The sequence below is a fragment of the Commensalibacter intestini A911 genome, assembly GCF_000231445.1.
GTDB classification, from domain to species: Bacteria; Pseudomonadota; Alphaproteobacteria; order Acetobacterales; family Acetobacteraceae; genus Commensalibacter; species Commensalibacter intestini.
Map to the genome: position 1 here is coordinate 70,442 of NZ_AGFR01000010.1, position 25,106 is coordinate 95,547.

At 36.1% G+C, this 25,106-nt stretch carries 22 protein-coding genes; 11 read left to right on the forward strand and 11 right to left on the reverse strand.

Going from position 1 to position 25,106, the window contains the following annotated elements; all coding sequences use genetic code 11:
- Positions 1-76: 76 nt before the first annotated feature.
- Positions 77-562 (forward strand): preprotein translocase subunit YajC, encoded by a 486-nt coding sequence (gene yajC / locus CIN_RS09610; RefSeq protein ID WP_008854903.1) that lies wholly within the window; start codon positions 77-79, stop codon positions 560-562.
- Positions 563-607: 45 nt separating this feature from the next.
- On the opposite strand, the gene CIN_RS09615 is transcribed toward yajC, so the two are convergent.
- Positions 608-1,213 carry a superoxide dismutase gene (locus tag CIN_RS09615; RefSeq protein ID WP_008854904.1) on the reverse strand — a complete coding sequence of 202 codons (606 nt, stop codon included), beginning with the start codon at positions 1,211-1,213 and terminating at the stop codon, positions 608-610.
- A 153-nt stretch (positions 1,214-1,366) separates the two neighbouring features.
- Here CIN_RS09615 and CIN_RS11570 point away from each other — a divergent pair, with 153 nt between their 5' ends.
- Both CIN_RS11570 and adhE read left to right on the forward strand, forming a co-directional pair.
- On the forward strand, positions 1,367-2,209 hold the full coding sequence (locus CIN_RS11570) for a squalene/phytoene synthase family protein (protein WP_008854905.1): 843 nt from the start codon (positions 1,367-1,369) through the stop codon (positions 2,207-2,209).
- A 478-nt stretch (positions 2,210-2,687) separates the two neighbouring features.
- The gene (adhE, locus tag CIN_RS09625; RefSeq protein WP_008854906.1) at positions 2,688-5,300 is read left to right on the forward strand and encodes a bifunctional acetaldehyde-CoA/alcohol dehydrogenase; all 2,613 of its coding nucleotides are present in this window, start codon (positions 2,688-2,690) and stop codon (positions 5,298-5,300) included.
- 112 nt (positions 5,301-5,412) lie between these two features.
- Here the strand turns inward: adhE and CIN_RS09630 are convergent, their stop codons facing one another.
- The 3 genes from CIN_RS09630 to CIN_RS09640 form a co-directional block, all read right to left on the reverse strand.
- On the reverse strand, positions 5,413-5,622 hold the full coding sequence (locus tag CIN_RS09630) for a TOBE domain-containing protein (RefSeq protein WP_008854907.1): 210 nt from the start codon (positions 5,620-5,622) through the stop codon (positions 5,413-5,415).
- Between the two features lie 114 nt (positions 5,623-5,736).
- Positions 5,737-6,984, reverse strand: coding sequence for a tyrosine--tRNA ligase (tyrS, locus tag CIN_RS09635; RefSeq protein WP_008854908.1), 1,248 nt, complete (start codon positions 6,982-6,984; stop codon positions 5,737-5,739).
- A 92-nt stretch (positions 6,985-7,076) separates the two neighbouring features.
- Positions 7,077-7,547 (reverse strand): hypothetical protein, encoded by a 471-nt coding sequence (locus tag CIN_RS09640; protein WP_008854909.1) that lies wholly within the window; start codon positions 7,545-7,547, stop codon positions 7,077-7,079.
- A gap of 165 nt (positions 7,548-7,712) precedes the next feature.
- Here CIN_RS09640 and CIN_RS09645 point away from each other — a divergent pair, with 165 nt between their 5' ends.
- The 4 genes from CIN_RS09645 (at position 7,713) to CIN_RS09660 (ending at position 12,055) form a co-directional block, all read left to right on the forward strand.
- The gene (locus CIN_RS09645; RefSeq protein WP_008854910.1) at positions 7,713-8,135 is read left to right on the forward strand and encodes a 5-fold beta-flower protein; all 423 of its coding nucleotides are present in this window, start codon (positions 7,713-7,715) and stop codon (positions 8,133-8,135) included.
- A 140-nt stretch (positions 8,136-8,275) separates the two neighbouring features.
- Positions 8,276-8,749 carry a 5-fold beta-flower protein gene (locus tag CIN_RS09650; protein WP_040364356.1) on the forward strand — a complete coding sequence of 158 codons (474 nt, stop codon included), beginning with the start codon at positions 8,276-8,278 and terminating at the stop codon, positions 8,747-8,749.
- An 87-nt stretch (positions 8,750-8,836) separates the two neighbouring features.
- Complete coding sequence (gene pabB, locus CIN_RS09655) at positions 8,837-10,552, forward strand: aminodeoxychorismate synthase component I (RefSeq protein ID WP_008854912.1); 1,716 nt, start codon at positions 8,837-8,839, stop codon at positions 10,550-10,552.
- Between the two features lie 186 nt (positions 10,553-10,738).
- On the forward strand, positions 10,739-12,055 hold the full coding sequence (locus CIN_RS09660) for a mechanosensitive ion channel family protein (protein WP_008854913.1): 1,317 nt from the start codon (positions 10,739-10,741) through the stop codon (positions 12,053-12,055).
- Between the two features lie 100 nt (positions 12,056-12,155).
- Here CIN_RS09660 and focA read toward each other — a convergent pair whose 3' ends face one another.
- Entirely contained in the window at positions 12,156-13,031 is an 876-nt protein-coding gene (gene focA / locus CIN_RS09665; RefSeq protein ID WP_008854914.1) for a formate transporter FocA, read from the reverse strand.
- Between the two features lie 147 nt (positions 13,032-13,178).
- Complete coding sequence (locus CIN_RS09670; protein ID WP_040364357.1) at positions 13,179-14,378, reverse strand: XylR family transcriptional regulator; 1,200 nt, start codon at positions 14,376-14,378, stop codon at positions 13,179-13,181.
- A gap of 304 nt (positions 14,379-14,682) precedes the next feature.
- Between CIN_RS09670 and xylE the strand changes: the two genes are divergently transcribed.
- The 3 genes from xylE to CIN_RS11575 all read left to right on the forward strand — a co-directional run bounded on the left by xylE (position 14,683) and on the right by CIN_RS11575 (position 21,234).
- Complete coding sequence (gene xylE, locus CIN_RS09675; protein ID WP_040364358.1) at positions 14,683-16,119, forward strand: D-xylose transporter XylE; 1,437 nt, start codon at positions 14,683-14,685, stop codon at positions 16,117-16,119.
- A 93-nt stretch (positions 16,120-16,212) separates the two neighbouring features.
- Complete coding sequence (xylA, locus tag CIN_RS09680; protein WP_008854917.1) at positions 16,213-17,532, forward strand: xylose isomerase; 1,320 nt, start codon at positions 16,213-16,215, stop codon at positions 17,530-17,532.
- A gap of 603 nt (positions 17,533-18,135) precedes the next feature.
- Positions 18,136-21,234 carry a Hint domain-containing protein gene (locus CIN_RS11575; protein ID WP_008854918.1) on the forward strand — a complete coding sequence of 1,033 codons (3,099 nt, stop codon included), beginning with the start codon at positions 18,136-18,138 and terminating at the stop codon, positions 21,232-21,234.
- A gap of 93 nt (positions 21,235-21,327) precedes the next feature.
- On the opposite strand, the gene CIN_RS09690 is transcribed toward CIN_RS11575, so the two are convergent.
- Positions 21,328-21,651, reverse strand: coding sequence for a recombinase family protein (locus CIN_RS09690; protein WP_008854919.1), 324 nt, complete (start codon positions 21,649-21,651; stop codon positions 21,328-21,330).
- A gap of 190 nt (positions 21,652-21,841) precedes the next feature.
- Here CIN_RS09690 and CIN_RS09695 point away from each other — a divergent pair, with 190 nt between their 5' ends.
- A complete protein-coding gene (locus tag CIN_RS09695) occupies positions 21,842-22,309 on the forward strand; it encodes a glycine zipper family protein (RefSeq protein ID WP_008854920.1) in 468 nt (155 codons plus the stop codon).
- Positions 22,310-22,388: 79 nt separating this feature from the next.
- Here the strand turns inward: CIN_RS09695 and CIN_RS09700 are convergent, their stop codons facing one another.
- From CIN_RS09700 to CIN_RS09715, 4 genes are all read right to left on the reverse strand, one after another.
- The gene (locus tag CIN_RS09700; protein ID WP_008854921.1) at positions 22,389-23,255 is read right to left on the reverse strand and encodes an energy transducer TonB family protein; all 867 of its coding nucleotides are present in this window, start codon (positions 23,253-23,255) and stop codon (positions 22,389-22,391) included.
- The gene (gene exbD, locus CIN_RS09705; RefSeq protein ID WP_040364359.1) at positions 23,252-23,677 is read right to left on the reverse strand and encodes a TonB system transport protein ExbD; all 426 of its coding nucleotides are present in this window, start codon (positions 23,675-23,677) and stop codon (positions 23,252-23,254) included. The genes CIN_RS09700 and exbD overlap by 4 nt, the downstream gene beginning before the upstream one ends.
- 3 nt (positions 23,678-23,680) lie before the next feature.
- Entirely contained in the window at positions 23,681-24,400 is a 720-nt protein-coding gene (gene exbB / locus CIN_RS09710) for a tonB-system energizer ExbB (RefSeq protein ID WP_008854923.1), read from the reverse strand.
- A 128-nt stretch (positions 24,401-24,528) separates the two neighbouring features.
- Positions 24,529-25,095 carry a biliverdin-producing heme oxygenase gene (locus tag CIN_RS09715; protein WP_040364360.1) on the reverse strand — a complete coding sequence of 189 codons (567 nt, stop codon included), beginning with the start codon at positions 25,093-25,095 and terminating at the stop codon, positions 24,529-24,531.
- Positions 25,096-25,106: the final 11 nt, after the last annotated feature.

The following is a 25,106-nucleotide window of genomic DNA, read 5'->3' on the forward strand; positions in this document are numbered from 1 at the left end:
GCTATATGTAATATGAAATAAAGATCTTTGATATTGGATAATTATACATCGTGTGGATAGAATAGGAAATCAACTTATGATGAATTTAATGGATATGCTCATTCCTGCGGCACATGCTCAGGCTGCTGGTGGTGCTGGTGGTGGAAATTTCTTGGTGAGTTTAGCACCGTTTATTGGTATCTTTTTTATTTTTTACTTTATGATTATTCGCCCACAGCAAAAAAAAGCAAAGCTACAACGTGAAAGTATGAAATCATTGCGTAGAGGTGATAAGATTTTAACAGCGGGTGGAATTATTGCGACTGTTGTTAAAAATCAAGAAGATTCTGATGAAATGGAAGTCGATCTTTCTAATGATGTTCGCGTAAAAATTCTACGTAGTACAGTGACAACTGTGTTGGAAAGCAAAGCAATGCAAGCGAATGAAGCGAATAAAAATAATAAAAAAGTAAAGCCTGCTGCGAAGAAAGAAAAAGAAGTTAAAGAAGAAAAAGTAGCTGAACCAATTAAAGAAATTGAGTTAGAGAAATCAGAAGTTACCGATAAAACTGAAGAGAAATAGGCCAAAGAAAAACCCGACTTAATGTCGGGTTTTTTATTGTATCAATTATGCGTTGATTTGTTGTTCTGCAAAGTCATAGTTTGCAAGTTTGTTAAGGAAGTTATCAACAAAATCTGGACGACGATTACGGAAATCAATGTAATAAGCATGTTCCCATACATCAACAACCAATAACGCTTTACCTTGACCTTCAGAAAGAGGGCTTTTTGCATTAGGGGTTTTGGTAATGACAAGTTTGTCGTTTTTATCAAGAACTAACCAAGCCCATCCTGAACCGAACTGAGTGGTTGCAGCTTTTTTGAATTCTGCTTTGAAATTATCAACAGAACCGAAATCTTTTACAATACGAGCTTCGAATGTTTCAGACATTTTTCCGCCTGTTGGGCTTAAAGAGTTCCAAAACATGGTATGGTTGTAATGCTGACCAGCGTTATTTAATACTGGGGTTAATGCTTCGTCTTTAGCAGCTAATAGGATTAACTCTTCCAAAGTTTTACCTTGTAGAGCAGGGTTTGCTGCAACTAAGTCATTCAATGTGTTGACATATGTTTGGTGATGTTTGCCATGATGGAATTGCAATGTTTCTTCGCTCATTCCAGCGCGAGATAAAGCGTTACCAGCAAAAGGGAGTTGTCCAAGTTCAAAAGTCATTTTATTTTGTTCCTTAGTCTTGTTTCTTCATTATATAAGACCATTTTGGTGCTTATTATTTTCTATATATAAAATTTATCGGATTATTTATAAAGGGTAAATCTATAAATTGTTTAAATTTTATTTTTGATTAAATTATTATATAAGTATTTCATGACAAACAAAGACACATCTTCTTTACCTTCTGTATGTGCGACTTATGTACAGAAGTATGATCCAGACCATTTTTACTGTGCGTTATTTGCCCCTATATATCGTAGAGAGCTTATTTTCCGTTTATTGGCGTTTAATATTGAAATTACACGTTCAGTTTCTTTGTCGTCTTCTTGGTTAGTCGCAGGGCCAATGGCAGGGTTTATTCGTTTACAGTGGTGGCGTGAGTTAATTGAAGGGAAAGATAGAACTCATGAGATCGCTCCTTTTATAAAAGAATCGATTGCACATGGATTATTTGCTCCCAAAATTTTATTGGGAATGATTGAGGCTAAGGAAGAAGAGCTAGATGGTATTAAAGATTGGCAACATTGGGAAAGTATCTTGATGCGTTCTTCGGGACAATTATATAAAACGATTGCCCAGATGTTGTGTGTTGAAGATAAAGAAGTATTACAACAGATTGTTTTTATTGGAATGGCATGTGAAGTTGTAAGGATAGCGCGGTATCTGCCAAAAGTTTTGAGTTCAGGTCGATGTCCATTGCCACAAATGATTATCGATCAATATCATTTGCAACGTACAGATGATGGGATTTCTTATACTGCTGGGGTTATTTCTGATATTAGATCTTTATTAATCATCAAAGCCACGGAATATTTAAATGAAGGTAAAGATGCCCGTTCGTTAGGACGTAAAAAAATAGTTTCGATTTTACCTGCAGTATTTGCCAAAAGAGACTTAAAAAAAGCGCAACAATGGGATTATTTACCAGAGAAAAGAGGAGCAGGTGATCAGCTTTCTGTTTTATGGAGTAATTTCAGAGGAAGAGTTTCTCTGTAATTAATAAAATTATATTAAAAATTTATTTTGATTCGCATATCTAACTAAAACGTCATATCGATTAGATATGCGATTCAAAGAATGTGTTATATTATTTAATATCGAAATGAAAACGATTTATTTTGTGATAGTTTATTAACAAATCTTATTTATTTTTATTGTTTCATTAGTGATTTTATCATGAAATAGCAAAGAGTTAAGTGTGTTTTTTTATCTATTTTATAAAAGAAAATAGGTTCTTTTATATGTAAAAAAAATAGTTAAAATTCATCAAAAAAAGAAAACTACTTTATAGGAAAAATGGCGATTTATCAACGCAATATTAATTGATTTATTCTATTGATAAATAGCAATAATCGATTACTATCGTATTACATAGATTTTCAAATTAGGTGTTTTAGACATAGTTATGCACCGTCATTATTTGAAAAGATTTGAGAAAAAATATTTTTTATATACTTCAGGTAGGAGGTTTTCTGTGTCAGTAACCAATTTGTCTGAGCTAAATGATTTTATTCAAACCGTAAAAAAAGCCCAAGCGGTTTTTGCAACTTATACCCAAGAACAAGTTGATAAAATTTTTATTGCCGCAGCCAGAGCCGCAGCGGCAGAACGTATTCCATTAGCCCAACAAGCTGTTGAAGAAACGGGAATGGGCATTGTTGAAGATAAAGTTATTAAAAATTTATATTCATCTGAATATGTTTTAAACAAATATCGTCATGAAAAGACCTGTGGAGTTGTTGCAGAAAACAAATCTTTTGGTACTATTACAATGGCAGAGCCGATGGGGATTGTGTGTGGGATTGTTCCAACAACGAATCCAACATCAACGGCTATTTTTAAAGCCTTAATTTGTCTTAAAACACGAAATGCTATTATTTTTTCTGCACATCCAAGAGCAAAAAAAGCAACGATTGAAGCTGCAAGAATTATTCGTGATGCAGCAGTTGCTGCGGGTGCGCCCAAAGATATTGTTGGCTGGATTGATGAGCCTTCTATTGAACTATCAAATGCGTTAATGAAGCATAAAGATATTGCGATCATCCTTGCTACGGGTGGTCCGGGCATGGTTAGCGCAGCTTACAGTTCTGGTAACCCTGCAATTGGTGTTGGACCTGGAAATACACCAGTAGTGGTCGATGAAACTGCAGATTTAAAATGTACAGTTGCTTCTATTTTAGCGTCTAAGACTTTTGATAACGGCATGATTTGTGCGTCCGAACAAGCCGTCATTATTGACAGATCTATTTATGATCAAGCTTGCCAGCTTTTTAAAGATTATGGTGCACATATTTTAAATAGCAAAGAAATTAAAGCCGTTCGTAAAATTATCTTAAATGATAAAGGCGGCGTTAGTGCTGAGATTGTTGGTCAGCCTGCTTATAAAATTGCAGCAATGGCGAATGTTACCGTTCCTGTCAAAACAAAAGTTTTAATTGGGGAGGTAGATGTTGTAGATCCATCAGAACCTTTTGCACACGAAAAGCTTTCTCCTGTTTTAGCGTTGTATAAATCAGAGAATTTTGAAGATGGCGTTGATATTGCCAGAAGATTAGTCGAAATGGGTGGTATGGGACATACATCTGTTCTTTATACCAATGAAGCACAAAATCCAGATCGTATCCTTCATTTCAGTCGCATCTTACAAACATGCCGTATTTTGATTAATCAGCCTTCTGCACATGGTGGTATTGGAGATATTTATAACTTTGATTTAGCACCATCTTTGACCCTTGGATGTGGTTCTTGGGGTAAAAACTCTGTGTCAGAGAATGTTGGTCCTAAACATTTGCTTAATAAAAAAGTTATAGCTAAAAGAGCAGAAAATATGTTGTGTCAGAATATCCCAAGCTCAATTATCTTCCGTCGTGGCTCTCTTCCTGTTGCATTAGATAATATTGTCGATCAAGGTGCAAAACGTGTTTTCATCGTTACTGATAAGTTCCTGTATAATAATGGGTATGCAAAACAGATTATTAATCGTTTAGAAGCAAATGGTGTGGTTTGTGAACCATTTTATAACATCGAATCAGAACCTATGTTAAGTGTTGTTAAAAAGGGTGGGGAGACAATGCAGATCTTCCAACCCGATACAATCATTGCATTAGGTGGTGGATCCTCAATGGATGCAGCCAAGTTGATGTGGGTTGTTTATGAATATCCAGAGACCAAATTTGATGATTTGGCATTGCGTTTTATGGATATTACCAAACGTGTTTGTCATTTCCCAGAATTAGGCAAAAAAGCAAAATTAATTTGTGTTAGCACCACATCAGGTACAGGTTCAGAAGTTACACCGTTCGCGATTGTAACAGATGATAAAACTGGTCAAAAATATCCACTAGCAGATTATGCATTAACACCACATATGGCGATTGTTGATGCAGACCTTGTGATGGATCTTCCTCAACCACTTTGTGCGTCTGGTGGTTTCCATGCGATTACGCATGCATTAGAAGCATATGCCTCAGTTCTTTCTAGTGAATTTTCAGATGGGCAAGCATTGCATGCATTATCTCTCTTGAAAACATATCTGCCAGGCAGCTATCATGAAGGAGCAAAAAATCCTGTAGCACGTGAAAAAGTACATATGGCAGCAACGATGTCTGGTATTGCTTTTTCTCAAGCATTCTTGGGGATTTGCCAATCATTAACCAATAAAGTTGGTGCCGCCTTTAAGCTTTCTCATGGTCTTGTGAATGCGGTGTTAATTAATAATGTTATTCGTTATAACGCCACAAACAAACCTACTAAAATGGCAACCTTTAGCCAATATAAATATCCTCAAGCGCTTTCTCGTTATGCACATGTTGCAGATCATCTTGGATTAACGGCTTCATCTGATAAAGAAGAAGCTAAAGTTGAGAAATTATTAAGATGGTTGGATAACTTAAAAGCTGAATTAAATATTCCAGCTTCTCTTAAAGATCTTGGTGTTGATGAAAAAGATTTCTTAAGTAAAGTTGATAAACTTGCTTTGGATGCTTTTGATGATCAATGCACGGGTGCTAACCCACGCTATCCACTAATTCCTGAATTAAAAGAAGTCTTGTTATGTTCTTATTATGGAAAAGCATATACAGAATAATGATATGAGTTTCTGAATAATACTAATAAAAAAGCCTCAAGTAATTGGGGCTTTTTTATTAGGTTATAAGATGTGATTCATTTTATAAAAAGGAATAACATCTCCAGAATTCTCAGTCATCAATCGCAATAATAACATCAGATGCTTTGACAACAGCAGCAGCTTTCATGCCAACAGTTAATTTTAATTCATCTACAGCTTCGTTGGTAATGGAAGCCATTACATTGGTGCCATTAACATCAAGGCTAACATGAGCAGTTGTAGCACCTTTTTTAATAGCTGTGATTGTACCTTCAAGAACATTGCGTGCGCTAATTTTCATTTGAGAGAACCTTTTTTTATGATGAGTTTTGTATATTAGAAAGAGAAGTTTTGAACATGCTATTATTTGTTTTAATATAGCATGTTCATTCATAACTGACTTTTGGAAGAGACGTTATTGGAATTTAACTAAAATATGATTTTTACGACCAGAAGATAATTTGATAACACCTTCTTGTAAATCATTTGCTGTGATGATTAACGCTTCATCTTCAACTTTTTGGTCATTTACTTTTGCGCCACCACCACGGATTAAACGACGAGCCTCAGCGTTACTGGCAACTAAACCACTGGATGCAAAGATTTTAAATACAGGAATACCTTCATTTAACTCTTGGGTTGATAATGTTACTTCTGGTAAACCAACTTGCACAAGTTTACCTTGTTCGAAAGTTTCTTGAGCGGCTTTTTGTGCTTGTTCTGCTGCTTCTCTGCTATGGCAAATGGTTGTGACTTCGGTTGCTAAAATCTTTTTAGCTTCATTAATTTCTGCACCAGGTAATGCTGCTAAACGTTCGCATTCTGCGACGGGTAAATCAGTAAAGAGTTTTAAGAATTTACCGACATCAGCATCTTCGGTATTACGCCAGAATTGCCAGAAATCAAATACAGGGCATTTATCACCATTTAACCAAACAGCTCCTTTGGCTGTTTTACCCATTTTAGCACCAGAGCTGGTGGTTAATAGGGGGGCAGTTAATCCAAAAACTTGTTTACCTTCCATACGGCGAACAAGCTCAACGCCAGAAACAATATTTCCCCATTGGTCAGATCCGCCCATTTGGAGGACAGTGCCGTGGCGTTTATTGAGTTCACGGAAATCATAAGATTGTAAAATGGAGTAATTAAATTCAAGGAAAGATAATCCTTGTTCACGATCTAAACGACTTTTTACTGAATCAAAAGAGAGCATTCTATTGACTGAAAAATGAATCCCAACATCGCGTAATAACTCAATATAAGAGAGTTTTTTTAACCATTCAGCATTATCCACCATGATGGCGCCTTGGCCACCTTCTTTGATATTGACAACTTGGCGAATATTTTGAGCAATACCTTCAAGGTTACGATCAATGGTTTCTTGGGTCATCAGACTGCGAGCTTCTTCGCGGAAAGAAGGGTCACCAATTTGAGCTGTACCACCACCGATCAAAGCCACGACTTGATGTCCATGCTTTTGCAATAAACGTAACAGCATTAATTGAACTAATGATCCAACATGTAAACTGTCTGCGGTTGGATCAAAGCCAATATAAGCAGAAATAGGCCCTTTTAACAAAACTTCATCCAACCCTTCCAGGTCGGTTGCTTGAAAAATAAAACCGCGATCTTGGGCTTCTTGTAAAAATGGACTTTTATGCATGTTCATCAAATCTCAATTAATATAGTGTGTTTTTATTGTGCTTAAAGGCGATTGTAAAATTGGTTCTTTTGAAAGATTTTACGGATTATCTCTTAGTTTTTTTCTGGAGGTAGTGGAATAGGAGCTACATTTCCAGGTAAAGGATCTTGTATCTTAACGGCTTGTTGTGAAGAACCATTACGATAAGGACTTAACACGGTTGATGGGGGGCTCATATAATTGTTTGAGGTGCTACTGCTATATTGGTGTAAAGTGCTACCATGCTGTGTCAGTGCAGGGTGAGTTTTGTTGGTATATACACCGCCTTCTTCAATATAAGGATCGGGATGTGTATGCCATCCTTGACGACGTAAAGTGTTGCGTTCGTTCTTTTTTGCAGGTTTTAATGAGGGTGTTTTATAATAGGCAGGTGTGTTTCTTTGAGACACTTGGCTATTTTGCGCACCGTGTAAATTCCATTGTTCGGAAGGCGCTGATTGTTGACTTTGTGCAAATGCAGAGCCAGTTAGCATTATACCAACAGCACAACCAAGGGTAAATAAAGAGTGAAAAGATAATTTCATAAAAATCTCTTAGTTTCAGTAAAATATAGGAAAAACATTATATCATTTTTTGTTCAATAACGAGAACAGATTTTTGCCATCATATAATGAAAGATTATTTGATCAGGTAAATAAGCAATTATTTGTTAAGATAACAACATCATAAGAGCAATGAAGGAGAATAAAATGGCAAATAAAATATGGTTAATGTCTGTGAGTGTCATCATGGAATTTGTTGCTATGTCTTGTTCTGGTTATGCACAAAATAATGGTGCTATTTATAATAATAATGGCAGTTACCAAGGGCGTATGGACTCCAATGGAAATGCATATAATAGTTCGGGGGCTTATAAAGGGCGTCTAGATCCCAACGGTAATGCGTATAATAGTTCTGGTAGCTATCGTGGTAGAATAGATTCTAGCGGGCAGATGTATAATAGTTCTGGAGCTTATCAAGGTCGTTTAGATTCAAGTGGAAATGTTTATAATAATTCTGGCACTTATCGTGGCAGAATAGATTCAAGTGGAAATGTTTATAATAGTTCTGGTAGCTATAAAGGGCATGTTGATCCACAACATAAAGAAACAGGGTTATCTTTATTAAAATAGTTTGTTGTTTGAAATCATAAGAATAAGCAGCAATATTAACCTTATAGTGATGAGAGTAGGTTAATATTGCTTTTTTTTATAAGAACGGCTTATGCTGTTTAAAATTTTATTTATAAAACGTGTATAATAAAGGATATAAAATGAAATTATCTTATTTACTTGTGTGTTTATCTGTTGGTACCGCATTGATTGGTAGTGGTGTTAGTACAGCTGCTTTTGCTCAAAATAATTATGTTGGAGCTCCTAAAGCTGCGGCAGGAAATCAATTTGAAACAGTTATCACTAAAATTGATGCACAAGGATATGTTTATGATAGTAAAGGCGTTTGTATAGCTAGAATAGATCATAATGGAAATGTGATTGATGGGAATAACCGAATTATCGCAAAGATTTATTCTAATGGATATGTTTATAATGGAAAAAATGATAATTTTGGCAGAGTAGATAAGCACGGTAATATTTATACGCCATATAGTGTGTGTATCGGTAAAGTTGATAAAACTGGCATCGTGTATAACAGCAATAATGTGAAAGTAGGGGAAGTTGCTAAAGATTATAAAACAGCCGCTTTATTATTGCTGTTGGAAAATAATGCGCTTTTCACTCAATATTAAAATTGTTGAGGAACCTATATCCATCATAAATAATGGGTATAGGTTTTTATAAATTGGTTTGTTTAGTTCGTTTTTATTGGCATTTTTATGAAACTTCGCTTTGATTTTGCAGATAGCCCTTATTTTTTTAGCCATCCTAAACAAATTATCCAAACGAGTACTATAGCAGATATATTACCTTGTTTGGCACGAATAGAACAAGAAGTTCAAAAAGGGCATTACGCAGCTGGATTTATCAGCTACGAAGCAGCTGCTGCATTTAGACCTTATCTACAAACCCATTCTGTGGGTTCTTTACCCTTAATTTGGTTTGGTATTTTCGATCAGCCTGTTGATGCGTCTATTTTTGTTGATACAGAGCCTTCGAAACAGTCAATGATTTATCCTCAATGGCAACCGAATATTTCATGGGAAGAATATCAGTCGGCAATACAAGCAATTAAAGATCATATTGCCAAAGGGGATACGTATCAGGTGAATTATACGTTGCAAATGAAGGCAGCGTTTCAACAAGATCCTTACGCATTTTATTTGCATTTATTACAAGCTCAGCAATCGCGTTATAGTGCTTATATAGAAAGTGATCATTTCCAAATTCTTTCTGCATCTCCTGAGTTATTCTTTGAGGTCAATCATGGAACGATTTTAACGAAACCCATGAAAGGAACGGCTTCTAGAGGCATGAATAATGCACAGGATTTGTTGCAGCAACAAATCTTGCATAATGAAAAAAATCATGCAGAAAATTTAATGATTACAGATTTGCTGAGAAATGATCTGGGGCAAATTGCGCAACAGGGAACTGTTAAAGTAACCTCTTTGTTTGATGCTGAAAAATATCCTACCGTATGGCAATTAACGTCTACGATTACGGCGCAGTTAAAAGATTACACCACATTAACGGATATTTTTACGGCTTTATTTCCATGTGGATCGATTACGGGAGCCCCAAAAGCGAACACGATGAAAATTATTCAAGCGTTAGAAAAAAGCCCAAGAGATGTTTATTGTGGTGCGATAGGCGTGATTACTCCAAATGATCAGGCTATTTTTTCTGATCCAATTAGAACAATGGTTATTCAAGATCAACAAGCAACTTATGGGGTAGGGGGTGGCATTACTTGGGATTCAACGCCACAAGATGAATATCAAGAGGTTTTTCATAAGATGCAGGTTTTATATCAGTCTAAAGTGCCAGAACATTTATTAGAATCTTTGTTACTCGAGGATGGGAAGTATTTTTTATATGATGAGCATTTTCAACGTTTAAAATCGTCTGCTATTTATTTTGATTTTGCATTCCATCAGGATGAGATCGAACGTGCTTTACAGCAATTAAAAGACAAATATTCTGCAGGACGATGGAAAGTAAGATTGTTGTTAGATAAAAAAGGAGCGATTGAGTGCGAAGCTCAATCAATCACGTTGTTAACTTCTCCTTTATATGCGTCATGGGCTGAGAACTCTGTACAATCAGACAATGTTTTTTTATATCATAAAACGACGAAGAGGGACTTTTATCCCAAAGTAACATTAGATTATGAAATTTTATTATTTAACGAAAAAAACGAGGTGACAGAGTTTGTTAATGGTAATTTTGTTTGGTTTAATCAAGGAGAATGGTTTACCCCCCCTTTACAGAGTGCTTTATTAAATGGCACAATGAGGCAACATTTGTTAGCACAAGGTAAAATAAAAGAGCGTATTATTTATAAAAAAGATCTGCAAGAAACTTGTAAGATTGCTTTTATTAATAGTGTGCGTGGATGGCGTGATGTTGTTTGGAAACAAGAAAAAAATTAAAGTGACCAAAATCTCACCATATTTATTGTGCTAATTATAGAGAAAATCAAATATTGATTGGAATATTTTCTTAGGGAAAGGCCATGTAATGTGGTCTTTGTTGCTTCTATAAATCTATATAAAAGGGCCAATAATTACTCGTTTTACTAGAGAGTGCTTTTATATAAAACGATACAAGGATTTTTAATGCAAGAGATGCTAAAACATTTTTCACAGTGGCTAGATAAAATGGGAGTGCCGTTTCAAACTCTTATGACTTTTGGTGAGGCTGTGGGGATTATTATAATCACTGCGGTCATTTTGCACTTTATTTTACATCGATTAGTGCTAACCAGACTGGATCGTTTTTCGAAAAAAAGCTCTTGGGTTTGGGTGCAAGTCTTAACTGAGGATCAGCTTTTTAATCGCTTAGCGTTTGTCGTTCAAGGTGTCGTATTATTAGGGCAAGCAACATTTTGGTCTCAACATGGTGTGTCTATCCTTTATCTCGTTGTGATTTGTACGAAATTATGGATTACATTATATGTGTTGCTTTCACTCTTTTCTTTCTTGAATATTGTTATTCACCTTTCCAATCGATTAGGGATATCCAGTAATTTACCTTTGGGAGGAATATTTCAAGGGGTTAAGTTATTAGCGTCGTTATTCTTTGGAATTGTGATGATTTCTACGGTTATCGACCAATCCCCATGGAAACTAATTACAGGCTTGGGTGCGATGGCTGCGGTGATCATGTTGGTGTTTAAAGATTCTATTTTAGGGTTAGCTGCAGGCATTCAATTATCTGCTAATAAAATGCTAAGAATTGGTGACTGGTTAACCATGGAAAAATATGGTGCTGATGGTACTGTGATTGATATTGGGTTAACAACGGTTAAAGTTCAGAATTTTGATAATACCATGACCATGATTCCAACATATGCATTGGTTTCAGATTCATTTATTAACTGGCGCGCAATGCAAGAGTCTGGTGGACGTCGTATTAAGCGTTCTATTTTAATCGATGCAAATTCTATTCGTTTTTTGACTAAAGAAGAAATCGAAAAGCTTGAAAAAAGTGTTTTATTAAAATCTTATATTCTTAAGAGAGCGGAAGAAATCGATCAATTTAATAAAGAAAAGAAATATGATTTAGAAGCTTCTGTATTAAACGGTCGTCGTTTGACTAACTTAGGTTTATATCGTGCTTATTTAGAAGAATATCTTCAACAGCATCCTTCTGTGCATCACAATATGACCTGTATGGTTCGTCAAATGGCACCAGATTTTTCAGCGATGCCATTAGAGATTTACTGTTTCAGTAATACGGTTGTTTGGAAGAAATACGAAGAAATTCAGTCTGATATTTTTGATCATGCGTATTCTGTATTAACAGAGTTCTTCCTAAGTGCAGGGCAAAGCGGTACTGGAAATAGTTCTACAGTTATGTTAGCACAAGCGCCTGATACAAAGATGTTTGATAGTGTTGCACCTGTGGCATTACAAAAAGAAAATCAAGCTTAGTTTGTTTTTATAAACTATTGAGCAGGATCAATAAAAAAAAGCAGTATGAAAATACTGCTTTTTTTATTATGAGAAGATAAGATTTTTAAAGCGTCACTGATTATCGTTTTGTTGTATGTTGACGTAAAAATAATAACCAGTTTCCCCAACCGATTAATAGTGCGCCTCCGATAATGTTGCCAATTGTGACGGGAATTAAGTTATGCAAAAAGAAACGTCCCCATGTGAGGTCTGCATATTTAGCAATATCAATCCCATGAGCTACCCAAAATTCAGGAGCCGTGGTGTCTTTAATTAAAAGTCCCATTGGGATTTCATACATATTGGCGACACAATGTTCAAATCCACAAGCAACAAACATGGCAATTGGTAAAAGAAGAACGAGAACTTTGTCTGCACTGGTTCGACAGCTGAAACATAACCAGACCCCTAAACTGACCATCACGTTACATAAGATTCCTAAGGTAACCGCCTCTATAAAAGAATGGTGTAGTTTATGTTCGATAATGTTCATATAATTTAAAGCAATTTGTCCATTCGCATCCCAGGGATGTCCGCTCATATAAACGAGGAAAACTAGAAATAAGGCTCCTGTAAAATTGCCAAAATAAACAAATCCCCAGTTTTTAAAAAGTTGACGCCAAGTAATTTTGTTACTTTCTTTGGCAATAAAAGTCAGGGTTGTAGAGGTAAATAGATCAGCACCACAAACGACAACAAGGATTAACCCCATACTAAAGCATAGTCCTCCGACCAGCTTTGCCATACCATAAGGCATAGTGGACGATCCTGTTGTGACTAATGTAAAAAAGATAAAAGCCAGTCCAATAAAAAAACCACCGTAAGTTGAGGCAATGAAGACTTTTGAGAATGGTTTTTTAACTTTAGTTATCATCATTCTTTCGGCTCTATCAGCCATTTCATATGGGTCAAGAGCTTCTAATGATACCGTTTGCAAATCAGGTGTTTTTTCCATGATTTTGCTCCTAAATTTTCATGATGAAAATAGTAATTACAAACAAATAATTATTTAAAATCATGAAATATTATAAATATTTCGTATGCATTTCAATCATAAAACATTTTAAACATACTTTAACGAATGAGGTGTGTTTAAAATGTTTTAATAGCTAATGTCTGACCATGAATAAGAGTGATCTGCACGATATTGCTTTGGTGTTTTATTAAATTCTTTTTGAAATAAGAAGTAAAAATATTGTAAAGAAGGATAACCACATTGTTCTGAAATCTTTGATAAAGCAATGGTAGTGTGACTTAATAAATATTGTGCGCGTCTAAGTTTTTCTTCATAAATAACATTATGCATTGTTTTATTTAGTTCTTGTTTAAAACGCATCTCTAAATTAGAACGTGAAATCTTTACTGTTTGAATGACTTGTTCGACTTTGATGTTTTTACAAGCATGATGACGAATATAGTGCATGGCTTGAATGACATAAGGATCTTGGATTGAACGATAGTCGGTTGATTGACGTTCAATGATTTGTTTGGGCGGGATAAGGATTTGTGAGATAGGAATAGATTGATTATCCAGCATTTTTTGTAATAAAGAGGCGGCTTGATAGCCAATATCTTCTGTACCTTGGGTCACTGTAGAAATAAAATTGCTGGATAGATAGTTAATGACTTCCTCGTTATCAATGCCAATAATACAATATTCGTCAGGAACTTGTTTCTTTAACTGTTTACAAGCTTGTAAAACATGTCTAGCTCTGGCGTCATTAACGGCGATAATCCCTGTATTTTTTGGAAGTTTTTGAACCCACTTAGAAAGTTCTTCTAGACTTTCTTGCCAATTATTTAAAGTGATATCAAATCCTTGATATAAATATCCTGAATATCCTTTTTCTTGTAAAATTTGTTGAAAAGCGACTTCTCGTTCGTAGGCAAATCTGGCTTGACGACTAGGAGGGTAACTATAAAGTGCAAATTGTTTAATCCCTTTACTACGTAAATGTTCAAAAGCGGCTTGGATTAATGCGTGATTATCAGATGCAACATAGGGAATGGATGGATAGTCTTCTTTATTATGAAAAGAAGCACCAACGCCGATAATGGGACATGAACTATTTCGTGCAATCGTTTCTATATGATGGTCATCATAGTTGGCGATAATTCCATCACAATTTAAAAGGCGATGTTCTTGATGATCCCATCTTAATTTATCAGAAATATAAATATTCCAATTTACAGGATGGCTTTGTAAAAAATCACCGATTCCTTTAAGAATTTGCCGATCATAAACTTGATTAGCGTTAAATAGTAAAAGAATACGCGCTTCTGATTCTAAGATAGGGGGCATGATCATGAACCTTTTAAATTCGATTAATACATACTCTGTTTCAGTATAGTCTGATGATCATTTTTATAGTTATCACGTTTTATTGATGAATATTTTGGCAGAAAAACAAAAAACGTAAAATACTTATAAAATTTCATAATTGAGAAACATATTTTTTGTTTTATATACTCGTATTAGTTCAAAAATAACTGATATTTATTGTTTTATTACAATAAGTTAATGCTATATTTTTGGATTTTAGAAAAGGCTTTATGTCTTATTTAATGATTTATTCATGGCTAATAATAAAGACTAAGGATTAACGATGAATAAGCAGTATAATACACTTTATGTGTTTCGAATTACCCTTGTGGCGACACTGGGTGGTTTATTATTTGGTTATGATACGGCGGTGGTTTCTGGAACCGTTGATTCTATTTCCAGAGTATTTATTGAACCTCAACATCTCAGTGAAACAGCAGCGAATTCTTTGTTAGGATTTTGTATCGCCAGTGCATTGATTGGATGTATTATTGGGGGATATATTGGCGGATATCTCAGTGATAAATTTGGTCGCAGAAATGCATTATTACTTGCAGCCTTTTTATTCTTTATTGCAGCGATAGGATCAGCCTATCCAGAGGCAGGGTTTCATCAGATTGTTACCGACCAATTGCCTTTATATTTATCTAATTACATTCCTGAATTTGTGATTTATCGCATTATTGGTGGGATTGGTGTGGGATTGGCTTCTATGTTATCCCCAATGTATATTGCTGAAGTTGCACCAACAGAAATACGTGGACGATTGGTTTCATTTAACCAGTTTGCAATTATTTTTGGTCAATTATTGGTCTATTGTGTGAACTATTTCATTGCGAGCTCTGGCGATCAATCATGGTTACATACAGTAGGCTGGCGTTATATGTTCTTATCTCTTGCTATTCCAGCAACTTTGTTTTTCATTCTGTTATTTACCGTACCAGAAAGCCCTCGATGGTTGGTTGAAAAACATCGTAAAGACCATGCATTCTCTGTATTAAGTAATATTTTAACACCAGAACGTGCAAAGGTTGCTTTGTCTGAAATTATGGCATCCCTTGCAAACACATCTGAATCTGGGGCTAAATTATTTAAATACGGCATGGGCGTAGTTGTTATTGGGATTTTATTATCCGCGTTTCAACAATTAATGGGGATTAATGTCGTATTATATTATGCGCCAGAAGTTTTCAAAAACTTGGGTGCAAGTACTGATACAGCTTTGTTACAAACCATTATTGTTGGGATTATTAATTTATCCTTTACAACGCTTGCTATTTTCACAGTTGATAAATTTGGTCGCAAACCTTTGCAAATTATCGGTGCGTTCGGCATGGCTTTAGGAATGCTTGTCCTTGGATGTGCATTTTTCTTAAAAATGTCTCCAGTTTTCGCTCTTTTATCCATGTTGGTTTATATCGCATCTTTCGCCATTTCATGGGGACCAGTTTGTTGGGTTCTATTGGCAGAAATCTTTCCAAACTCTATTCGCGGTAAAGCACTTTCCATTGCTGTTGCTGTGCAATGGGTGGCTAATTACCTTGTTTCATGGACATTTCCGATTATGGATAAAAACTCCTATCTCATAGAAACATTTAATCATGGTTTTTCTTACTGGATTTACGGAGTGATTAGCATTCTCGCTGCGATCTTTATGATTAAGTTTGTTCCAGAAACCAAAGGGAAATCTTTGGAAGAACTAGAAGCAATTTGGAAATAAAGTTTCTGTTTATTCTCTTATGACGACTTTTATTATTCATCATGAATAATCCATTACAAAAATAAGTACACAGATCATTTAAGGAGATCTCAAATGCAAAACTATTTTGATAAAGTTCAAAAAATTCAATATGAAGGCCCACATTCAAAAAATCCTTTGGCTTTCCGTCATTACAACCCTGATGAAGTTGTTTTTGGTAAAAAAATGTCAGAGCACCTTCGTTTTGCGATTTGTTATTGGCATACATTCTGTTGGAATGGAACCGATATGTTTGGAACAGGATCTTTCCAATATCCTTGGCAAGCAAGTTCTGATCCGCTAACCAATGCCAAAGCAAAAGCAGAGGTTGCATTTGAATTTTTCCATAAAATGAATGTTCCTTTTTATGCATTCCATGATATCGACGTGGCTCCAGAAGGGAATAATATTAAAGAATATTTACATAACTCCGCAGTGATTGCCGATATTATGTTGGAAAAACAAACACAAGCAGGGATCAGACCATTATGGGGAACAGCAAACTGTTTTACTAATCCTCGTTATATGGGCGGTGCTGCAACCAATCCAGATCCAGAAATTTTTGCTTATGCTGCTGCACAAGTGGTCAATGCAATGAATGTTACCCATAAACTAGACGGTGAAAATTACGTGCTTTGGGGTGGTCGTGAAGGATATGAAAGCCTTTTAAATACCGATCTTAGAAAAGAACGGGAACAACTGGGTCGCTTTATGCAAATGGTTGTTGAAAATAAACATAAAATTGGTTTTAAAGGAACTTTGTTAATTGAGCCAAAACCACAAGAACCTACAAAACATCAATATGATTATGATGTTTCTACGATTTATGGATTCTTAAAACAATTTGGTCTTGAAAAAGAAATTAAAGTAAATATTGAAGCGAACCATGCAACCCTTGCTGGACATTCTTTCCAACACGAAGTGGCAACTGCATTTGCTTTGGATCTCTTTGGGTCTTTGGATGCAAACCGTGGTGACCCACAACTAGGATGGGATACCGATCAATTCCCGAATAGTGTCGAAGAAAATACATTAATCATGTATGAAATCTTGAAACATGGTGGTTTCAAAACGGGTGGTTTAAACTTTGACTCTAAAGTAAGACGTCAGTCTACGGATAAATACTCTATTTTCTATGGACACATTGGTGGGATTGATACGATGGCATTATCCCTTAAATGTGCTGCAAAAATGATGGAAGATGACCAATTAAAAGCTAATACAGATAAACGTTATGCTGGATGGAATACGGCGTTTGGTAAAGATATGCTTGCTGGTAAAATGACACTTGCTGACATTGCAAAACATGTTGAAAGCAATAATCTGTCTCCTAAAGCAGTGAGTGGTGATCAAGAGCGTTTAGAAAACTTGGTTAATCATTATATCTTTGATTAAGTTTCATTGACTGCCTTGTCAAATGAAGGAAGCGGCGCTTATATAGCGCCGTTTTTATTAGATATAGACCTAATAAATGATGATATATTAAAAAAATTACAATTATATAATAAAAATGGATATTACATAGAGGTAACACTTCGGATATATTTGTTTATAAACTTGTAAAAATAGTTTACAGAATTTTATATCAAAAATATATTTCAGTAGTAAAAATTATATAAATTAAAAGAAATATTATATTGGCAAGTTAATGATCTTATAAGTTACGATTAGAGTTTCGTTATTTGTCATTGTTAAGTTGTATAAATATAAAGGAGTTATTCTTAGAACGTGGTTTGAAAGTTGATTGTAGCATGTTAAATCGTTTTTATTAACGATTGCTATCTTTATTAAGAGAATTCTCACAAGATATAAGAATATGAAATCATACTCTAAGCTTGAAAAAGATTTTAAATAGAAATCTGTATTGGTAATTAACTCTTACTTAAAAGCTTTTAAATCAAATAATCTAGTGCTTGCGAACTCATCAAAATTATCAAAAACCGACAAATAACTCTCAATTTATAACGAGGCTATTTATTCTTATCAAGGATATTCAATATGACAAATTCAACTGTTTCTATGGGGCAAACTGTTGATTATCAGACTGTTTCTTCTGGGGATGAACTGACCATTGATATTGGGGGAAGTGCTTATGCGACCTCGATCAACTCTGGCGGACAGATGACTATTTTAATAGGGGGGTCTGCTTCTGATACACTTATTTCTTCAGGAGGGCAGTTAAATGTTTCACGCGGAACGGCTTCTAATACCACGATATCTTCAGAAGGTTTGTTGACTGTTTATTGGGGAGGAAATGTTACGGATACACTCGTTTCTTCTGGTGGACAATTAGTTATGTCTTGGTTTGGAACAGCTGCAAATACATCCATTGCTTCAGGGGGAGTATTGACGGTTTCTTCAGGGGGCTCTGCTGTCAATACGTCCATTACGCCTGGGGGAGAGTTTATTATTTCTACAGGTGGAACGGCTGTCAGTACATCTATTACTTCTGGTATAGATTGGGCAATTTCTTCTGGTGCAGAAGCTGATAATACTCAGATTTTGTCAGGAGGTCAGTTTACCGTTTCAGCAAATGCAAGTGCTGTTAAGACAATGGTTTCTTCCGGAGGTCAGTTAATTATTTCTGCTGGTGGAAAAGCGTCTACGACGACGATTGTTTCAGGTGGAGAAGTGGGTGTTTCCACTGTTGGAAGTGCGATGAGCACGACGATTTCTTCAGGCGGTTTACTGACTGTTTATTCAGGGGGTAGTGCATTTAGTACGACGATTACTTCAGGGGCAGAGTTTGCTATATATTCTGGTGCTATTGTTGATAGTGTCTATATTGCTTCGGGAGCAGATTGGACAGTTTCTTCAGGGGTGAACATTTCTAATATATCAATTTTTTCAGGAGGAAACTTAAACGTTAATGTCGATGCGAACGTGAAAGGTATTGATCTGTATTATGGCGGACAACTGAATACTGAGGCAGGAGTACCTCTTGTGAATTTAGGTATTCATTCAGGAGTGCAGTTTGATGTTTCTCCAGCGTTGAGCGTTAATGGTGCGTATATTTTCTCTGGAGGAGAATTGAATATTTCTCCAAATGGAAATATTTCTAATGTTTATATTCATTCTGGTGGTCAGGTGATTGCGTCTTCAGGAGTTAGCATATCTCGGATGACACTTAGTGCTGGAGCAAATTTTGATATTAACTCTGGTGTTAATGTGATTAATGCTATGGTTTATTCTGGTGGTCAGTTGACGCTTAATTCTGGAGCAACTGTTGTAGATCCATATCTGAATTCTGGGGCAAAGCTAATTGCAAATTCAGACAATATCATTAGCCATGCATATATTGATAGCGGCGTTCAATTGGTGGCAGCATCAGGAACAATCCTGTCGAATACTTCTATGGCAACGAATTTCACGACCTCTTCTGGGGTTACTTTTGTGAATACAAGCGTTTATACAAGTACAACATTTACAGTGACTTCTGGGACGATTATTTCCACCGTGAATATTTTTGCAAGTGGTAATATGATCGTGGATTCTGGAGCAATTGTGCATAATGTCTCTGCGGGTGGACCATTAATTATTTCTTCTGGTGGAAGTGCTGTTGATACTTATGTTTATTTGAACGGCAGTGTGATTGTTTCTTCTGGTGGAGACATCACTAATATGAGTTTGGGGGGATTGCTTAATGTTTCCTCTGGTGGAAGAATTAATGGTGAAGTAAGCGTTTATACTGGTGGACATGCGACAATATATTCAGATGCAGGTGGAACTATTAATCTTCTTGGATATAATGCTGGTGGATTAACGATCTCAGGCTTGGAAGACGGTGGCACAGTCACAACGGTTATTAAGAATTTTGATGGAATGAATTCTGACCGTTCAGATAAAATTACATTGGCAGGCGTTCACACCTCTAATGTTAATAATGTCATTTATGAAGATGCAAATGGAAATGCAAATGGTGACTATGTCACGTTAGCGCTCAATAACGGTAATAAAATCGTTATGAATATTCCTGGGGCTGAAAATGAAGGATATACGCTTGCTTCTGATGCAAATGGTAATTTAGTTTATGAAGTTTGTTTCCTTGCTGGATCGATGATTAAAACACCGACAGGAGATGTCGCTGTTGAAGATATTCGTATTGGTGATGAAGTTTTAATTTTTAATTGGCAACAAAATAAAGAAGAAGTTAAAATTATTCGTTGGGTCGGTAGTAAGACAATCAGTGTTAATCCAATGCTTCATGATGATGAGGCTGGATATCCAGTCAGAGTATTAAAAGATGCGATTGCTGAAGGGGTTCCTTATAAAGACTTATTAATCACCGCAGAACATTGTTTGTTCTTTGATGGTAATTTTGTACCTGCGCGGATGTTAGTGAATGGATCGAGTATTTATTATGATTATTCCATTACTAATTATACTTATTATCATATCGAGACTGAAGAGCATTCTGTGATTTGGGCGGATGGTATGTTAACAGAAACATATTTGAATACAGGCAACCAAACTCAATTTAAACAACATGGTGATTTCGCTGTTTTAACGCGTCCAAGCAAACCAAAAACTTGGGAAGAAGATGCTGGTGCGCCTTTAATGGTTGAGCGTAACTATGTTGAGCCTCTTTATCGTAAGTTAGTGCAACGTGCTGTAGAGATGGAAGTTCCGATGGCGCAAGGGCCTATAAAAGTTAGCTATAACCCTCATTTCCATTTGATGACTGAAAATGGTATGGTTATTGAACCAGTATCTAATTTTAAAGGTCAATATACCTTTATTTTACCAAAAGAAGATGTTGGTCATGTTTATCTTATGTCTAAAGTAAGTAGACTGAGTGATGTGATTGGCCCTTTTGAAAATAACCGTCATGAGTTGGGTATTTTAGTTGCAGATATACAGATCTTGTCTGTGAATTCAGCTAAGCATATAAAATTTTCTAATATTATGGATCATCTTACTCAACCAGATTTATCCGGTTGGCATACATTAGAACATATATCATGTCGTTGGACTAAGGGGAAAGCTTTATTAAATATTCCTAAAAATGATGATAAAGAACAAAGATTAATTGTTCATGTTTCTTCTGATCGACTATATCTGGTTGATGAAAAACCAAAAGAGCTTATTGCTGTTTAAAGAGTAAATATAACTTGCCTGTAGATTGTATTATGAAGTTTGCAGGAAAGTCACTCAGTATTATCGATCATATCAAAAAATAAAACGGATCATTTACTCATACGATTTTTTGATATTTAAGGCTTTATACAAAGTGGTTTTACTCACTTTTATTCTTGCAGCAGCTTCTCTGACATTTAACCCATTCTTTAGGTGTTCTTTTGCTTTTTTTAGTTTTTCGTCAGTCATAGAAATAGGTCTTCCACCAATTCTACCTTGATCTCTCGCTGCTTTTAGTCCAGCGTTTGTTCTTTCTTTGATTAAGTCTCGTTCAAACTGAGCTAATGCACCAAAAAGATGAAAGACTAACTTTCCACCAGGTGTTGTGGTATCGATATTCTCTGTAAGTGAATATTGTGGAAAATGTCCTATAAGCAATGATTAGTCAATATTTATGGACAAAATAGTAATAAATATCAAAAGGGTGGTTCATATTATTAAACAATACGATTTAGTAAAATTTTTTCATTTTACTTTAGTAATCAAGTATAAAAATATTTTGCAAATAATTTAATTGATATTATATATTTTATACTTTGATTTTTTTAGTAGATATAGGTTTACAATAATGAAGATTTATAACCTTCGCACAGTTGTTTTGATGGGATCGATTTTTACACTGGTTTCTTGTGCTGAAACACCAATGGGCCCACGCGTTCAGATGTTGCCTCCTCCAGGCAAAACATTTGAGCAATTTGCACAAGAAAAACAAGATTGTCAGAAATATGCAGCGGATGATGTAAAGGGGCAAGCATCCCATCAAAATAAAAAAGGTATTCTTGGAGGGGTCTTGGCAACTGCGGCAGGTGCAGGACTTGGAGGAGCGCTAGGTGGGGCGTCTGGTGCTGGTATTGGTGCTGCTGGTGGTGCATTAGGTGGTGGTCTGACTGCAACTAGCTATTCTAGTGGTCAACAAGCAGGCATTCAAACCCAATATGATCAAACCTATACAGCCTGTATGGTTTCTCGTGGGAATAAGATGAAAGCAGATACATCGATTGTTCAACCAAGTGGTAATTCAGTTTATGCACAATAATATAAAGCGTTTGACGTAAAGGATTGATATTGGTTCAAAGAGGAGCAGAAAAATTAGCTCCTTTTTTGTTTTGATTGTTTTATTTTAAATAAAATTCAATAGGAACATTTAACGTAATGCTGTTGCCTTTGATAGTGTCTGGCACTGCTGGTAAAGGGTCGGCACGATAGGCAAGGGCAACAGCTTCTTTATCTAATAAAGAATATCCAGAGCTTTTGGAGAGTTTAGATGCGAGGACATGTCCTTGGCGATTAATTGTGATTTTAATCGTGGCAATCCCTTCTTGTTTGTCACTTTGTGCTTCAGAAGGGTAGCGTTTTAAACGTTCTAATTTTTGCAAAACACTGCTTTGCCAAGTAGCTGGACTCATTGATGATTGTGTTTGAGAAGAAGCGTTTGAAGAGCTAGCGCTAGAAGATGCACTGTTCGACGATGATGAAGTCATCGTATTGGATGAGGAGGGGGCTGTATTCGTTGCTTGTTGAGCGGGTGGCGTTGCCTTTTGTGCATGTAGCACTTTAGGCTGTTTTGGTATTATTTTTTTATGCTCAACAGGCTTAATTTTTTCAACAGCTTGTGTTTTTGGTAATGTAATATCTGGATTAAGTGCTGTTGGTGCATCAATAGGTAGAGACTGATCTTCTAAAGGCTGTGCTTCGGGTTGTGCTGCCATGGGCGGAGGTGGTGGAGGTGCTAAATCTGCGGAGAGATCTAACATAATGGCAGGGGAAGCATCTGTTGTCAGAGGTAGCGGTTTTTGATGAGGTAAGTGGAATGCAACCCATGCAATGCCCATTAAGAAAATGGAGCTGCCAATTAAAGCGCTGCTCCATAATAGTCGATCTTGTTTTTGTTGATATTTCTGATGGCTTTTTTGCCATTGATGAAAAGACAAATTTGGCACCTTGTTCATAAAAGGTGAAAATTGACGCAAAGAAGAGCTCATGGCGCATTGCCTTCTTTTTGTAAATTTACTAATGCAACTTTTAAATATCCAGCAGAGCGTAATTGATCCATGACGGTGATCAGGCTTTCATAGTCTACTTTTTTATCAGCTCTCAGGAAAATAGGTTCGTTTTTATTGCCTTTTGTTGCAGTTGCTAATGCAGCAGCAAGTTGATCTTTATTGATTTTATCTTCACCTAAAGATAAGGTTTGATCGGTTTTTAACGTTAAAAATACAGGGTTTGTTGGTGCTTGAGTAGTCTTCTCGGTTGATGCAGGTAAATTAACAGGGATATTTACGGTGCTTAACGGTGCAGCCACCATAAAAATAATTAATAAAACCAGCACCACGTCAATAAATGGGGTGACGTTAATGTCATTGACTTCATTAGGGGTTTCATCATTGTGACGCATCCTAATCATTATTTATTCTCCTGCAGCACGTAAACCAAATTGAATGACTTGGCCTTTTTCTTGTTGTGAAGTCATTTGACTGACATCGCGAGAAACAATGCGCATGATTAAAGAGCTTAAGTCAGCAATATGGGCTCTGCAATGCATGATATGGCGAGAAAAAATATTATATAAAATAACAGCAGGAATAGCGGTTACTAGGCCTAATGCGGTGGCGAGTAATGCTTCGGCAATTCCAGGGGCGACGACGGTTAGGCTGGTGGCTTTGGCGGCAACGATCCCTGTGAAAGAGTTCATGATGCCCCATACCGTCCCAAATAGCCCAATGAAAGGTGCAGTTGCTCCAATCGTAGCAAGCAACCCAGTGCCTTTTAATAAACGGCGACCTTCACTGGCTTCGACACGCTCCAATGTCATGGCGATACGCTCTTTTAAGCCTGTCATGTCATGGGTCATGCCTTTTGAAGAATTATATTCATCCAAAACAGCCATAATCATCGCCCCTGCAATACATCTTTTTTTACTGATCTGACCTTGTTCTATTTTGCCAGATTTTTGTAATTCAGCTTGTTCAGTTAAAAGGTTTTTATGCACGATAAAAAGCTCAATTGATTTCGCAATACAAATTGTCCAGCTTAGTAAACATCCAATAAATAAAATAATCATGACAGATTGAACAACGATATTTGCTTCTAAAAACATTGCCCATGGTGAAAAGGAAATTGGGGTCATGAAATGTCTCCATTTAGCATTAAGGATCGGGTGAGTAAGATGAAAGTTAGTAAAAAAAACCGCATCAGGAGAGTGTTTGTTAAAGAGGCATAGATCCTGATGCGGGTGGTTAAAATATAAAGCTAAAATTATCCTGTAACATGACGCACATGATCGAAAACACGACTAAACGTTTGTTCTGCGGCCTGTACAGCAACTGGAATATCAATATCAGCAGTATCAATAGCAGATTGAAAAGAACGCCATGATGCACCACGACCTTCGTCATCAGCCCCTAAATGTTTGGCGCCATATTGATCAGACAAACCAATCATACTGACATAATGAAGTAAATATTTAGCACCCAGTTTGGAGCCTTCAACCACGTATAGCGCACCAACAGCAGCAGAGATATTTGTGATGAGGGGCGCTTTAACAGCTTGAGGTAAAGGAACTTCTAAATCTTGCATGTCCTCTTTGACTTTATCAAAGCGATTACGGAGTTGCAGATTTGGAATAAAGCGCGCGAGTTGAGGGTGCGCATACAGCTGATGTGCATCCTGATGAATATGATATTGCAAGGTAAGAAAAATCTTATATTTTTCTTTGTCGGAAAATAATCCAAGCCCCATTAGATGTTCATCCAATTTACCATGAGTGCTTTTGGTTCTGTTGCGTAAAGAGGAGGTTAATAGGGGTTCTTTGACTTCTGACATAGCGTAGTTCC

Excerpts from the sequence above, each read along its gene's own strand:
- exbB (WP_008854923.1), bottom strand. The coding sequence starts at position 24,400 with ATGACCCCAATTTCCTTTTCACCATGGGCAATGTTTTTAGAAGCAAAT.
- CIN_RS09700 (WP_008854921.1), bottom strand. The coding sequence starts at position 23,255 with ATGAGCTCTTCTTTGCGTCAATTTTCACCTTTTATGAACAAGGTGCCA.
- CIN_RS09670 (WP_040364357.1), bottom strand. The coding sequence starts at position 14,378 with ATGCCCCCTATCTTAGAATCAGAAGCGCGTATTCTTTTACTATTTAAC.
- CIN_RS11570 (WP_008854905.1), top strand. The coding sequence starts at position 1,367 with ATGACAAACAAAGACACATCTTCTTTACCTTCTGTATGTGCGACTTAT.
- pabB (WP_008854912.1), top strand. The coding sequence starts at position 8,837 with ATGAAACTTCGCTTTGATTTTGCAGATAGCCCTTATTTTTTTAGCCAT.
- CIN_RS09660 (WP_008854913.1), top strand. The coding sequence starts at position 10,739 with ATGCAAGAGATGCTAAAACATTTTTCACAGTGGCTAGATAAAATGGGA.
- CIN_RS09715 (WP_040364360.1), bottom strand. The coding sequence starts at position 25,095 with ATGTCAGAAGTCAAAGAACCCCTATTAACCTCCTCTTTACGCAACAGA.
- focA (WP_008854914.1), bottom strand. The coding sequence starts at position 13,031 with ATGGAAAAAACACCTGATTTGCAAACGGTATCATTAGAAGCTCTTGAC.
- tyrS (WP_008854908.1), bottom strand. The coding sequence starts at position 6,984 with ATGCATAAAAGTCCATTTTTACAAGAAGCCCAAGATCGCGGTTTTATT.
- CIN_RS11575 (WP_008854918.1), top strand. The coding sequence starts at position 18,136 with ATGACAAATTCAACTGTTTCTATGGGGCAAACTGTTGATTATCAGACT.
- CIN_RS09695 (WP_008854920.1), top strand. The coding sequence starts at position 21,842 with ATGAAGATTTATAACCTTCGCACAGTTGTTTTGATGGGATCGATTTTT.
- xylE (WP_040364358.1), top strand. The coding sequence starts at position 14,683 with ATGAATAAGCAGTATAATACACTTTATGTGTTTCGAATTACCCTTGTG.
- CIN_RS09650 (WP_040364356.1), top strand. The coding sequence starts at position 8,276 with ATGAAATTATCTTATTTACTTGTGTGTTTATCTGTTGGTACCGCATTG.
- CIN_RS09645 (WP_008854910.1), top strand. The coding sequence starts at position 7,713 with ATGGCAAATAAAATATGGTTAATGTCTGTGAGTGTCATCATGGAATTT.
- yajC (WP_008854903.1), top strand. The coding sequence starts at position 77 with ATGATGAATTTAATGGATATGCTCATTCCTGCGGCACATGCTCAGGCT.
- xylA (WP_008854917.1), top strand. The coding sequence starts at position 16,213 with ATGCAAAACTATTTTGATAAAGTTCAAAAAATTCAATATGAAGGCCCA.
- exbD (WP_040364359.1), bottom strand. The coding sequence starts at position 23,677 with ATGATTAGGATGCGTCACAATGATGAAACCCCTAATGAAGTCAATGAC.
- CIN_RS09615 (WP_008854904.1), bottom strand. The coding sequence starts at position 1,213 with ATGACTTTTGAACTTGGACAACTCCCTTTTGCTGGTAACGCTTTATCT.
- CIN_RS09640 (WP_008854909.1), bottom strand. The coding sequence starts at position 7,547 with ATGAAATTATCTTTTCACTCTTTATTTACCCTTGGTTGTGCTGTTGGT.
- CIN_RS09630 (WP_008854907.1), bottom strand. The coding sequence starts at position 5,622 with ATGAAAATTAGCGCACGCAATGTTCTTGAAGGTACAATCACAGCTATT.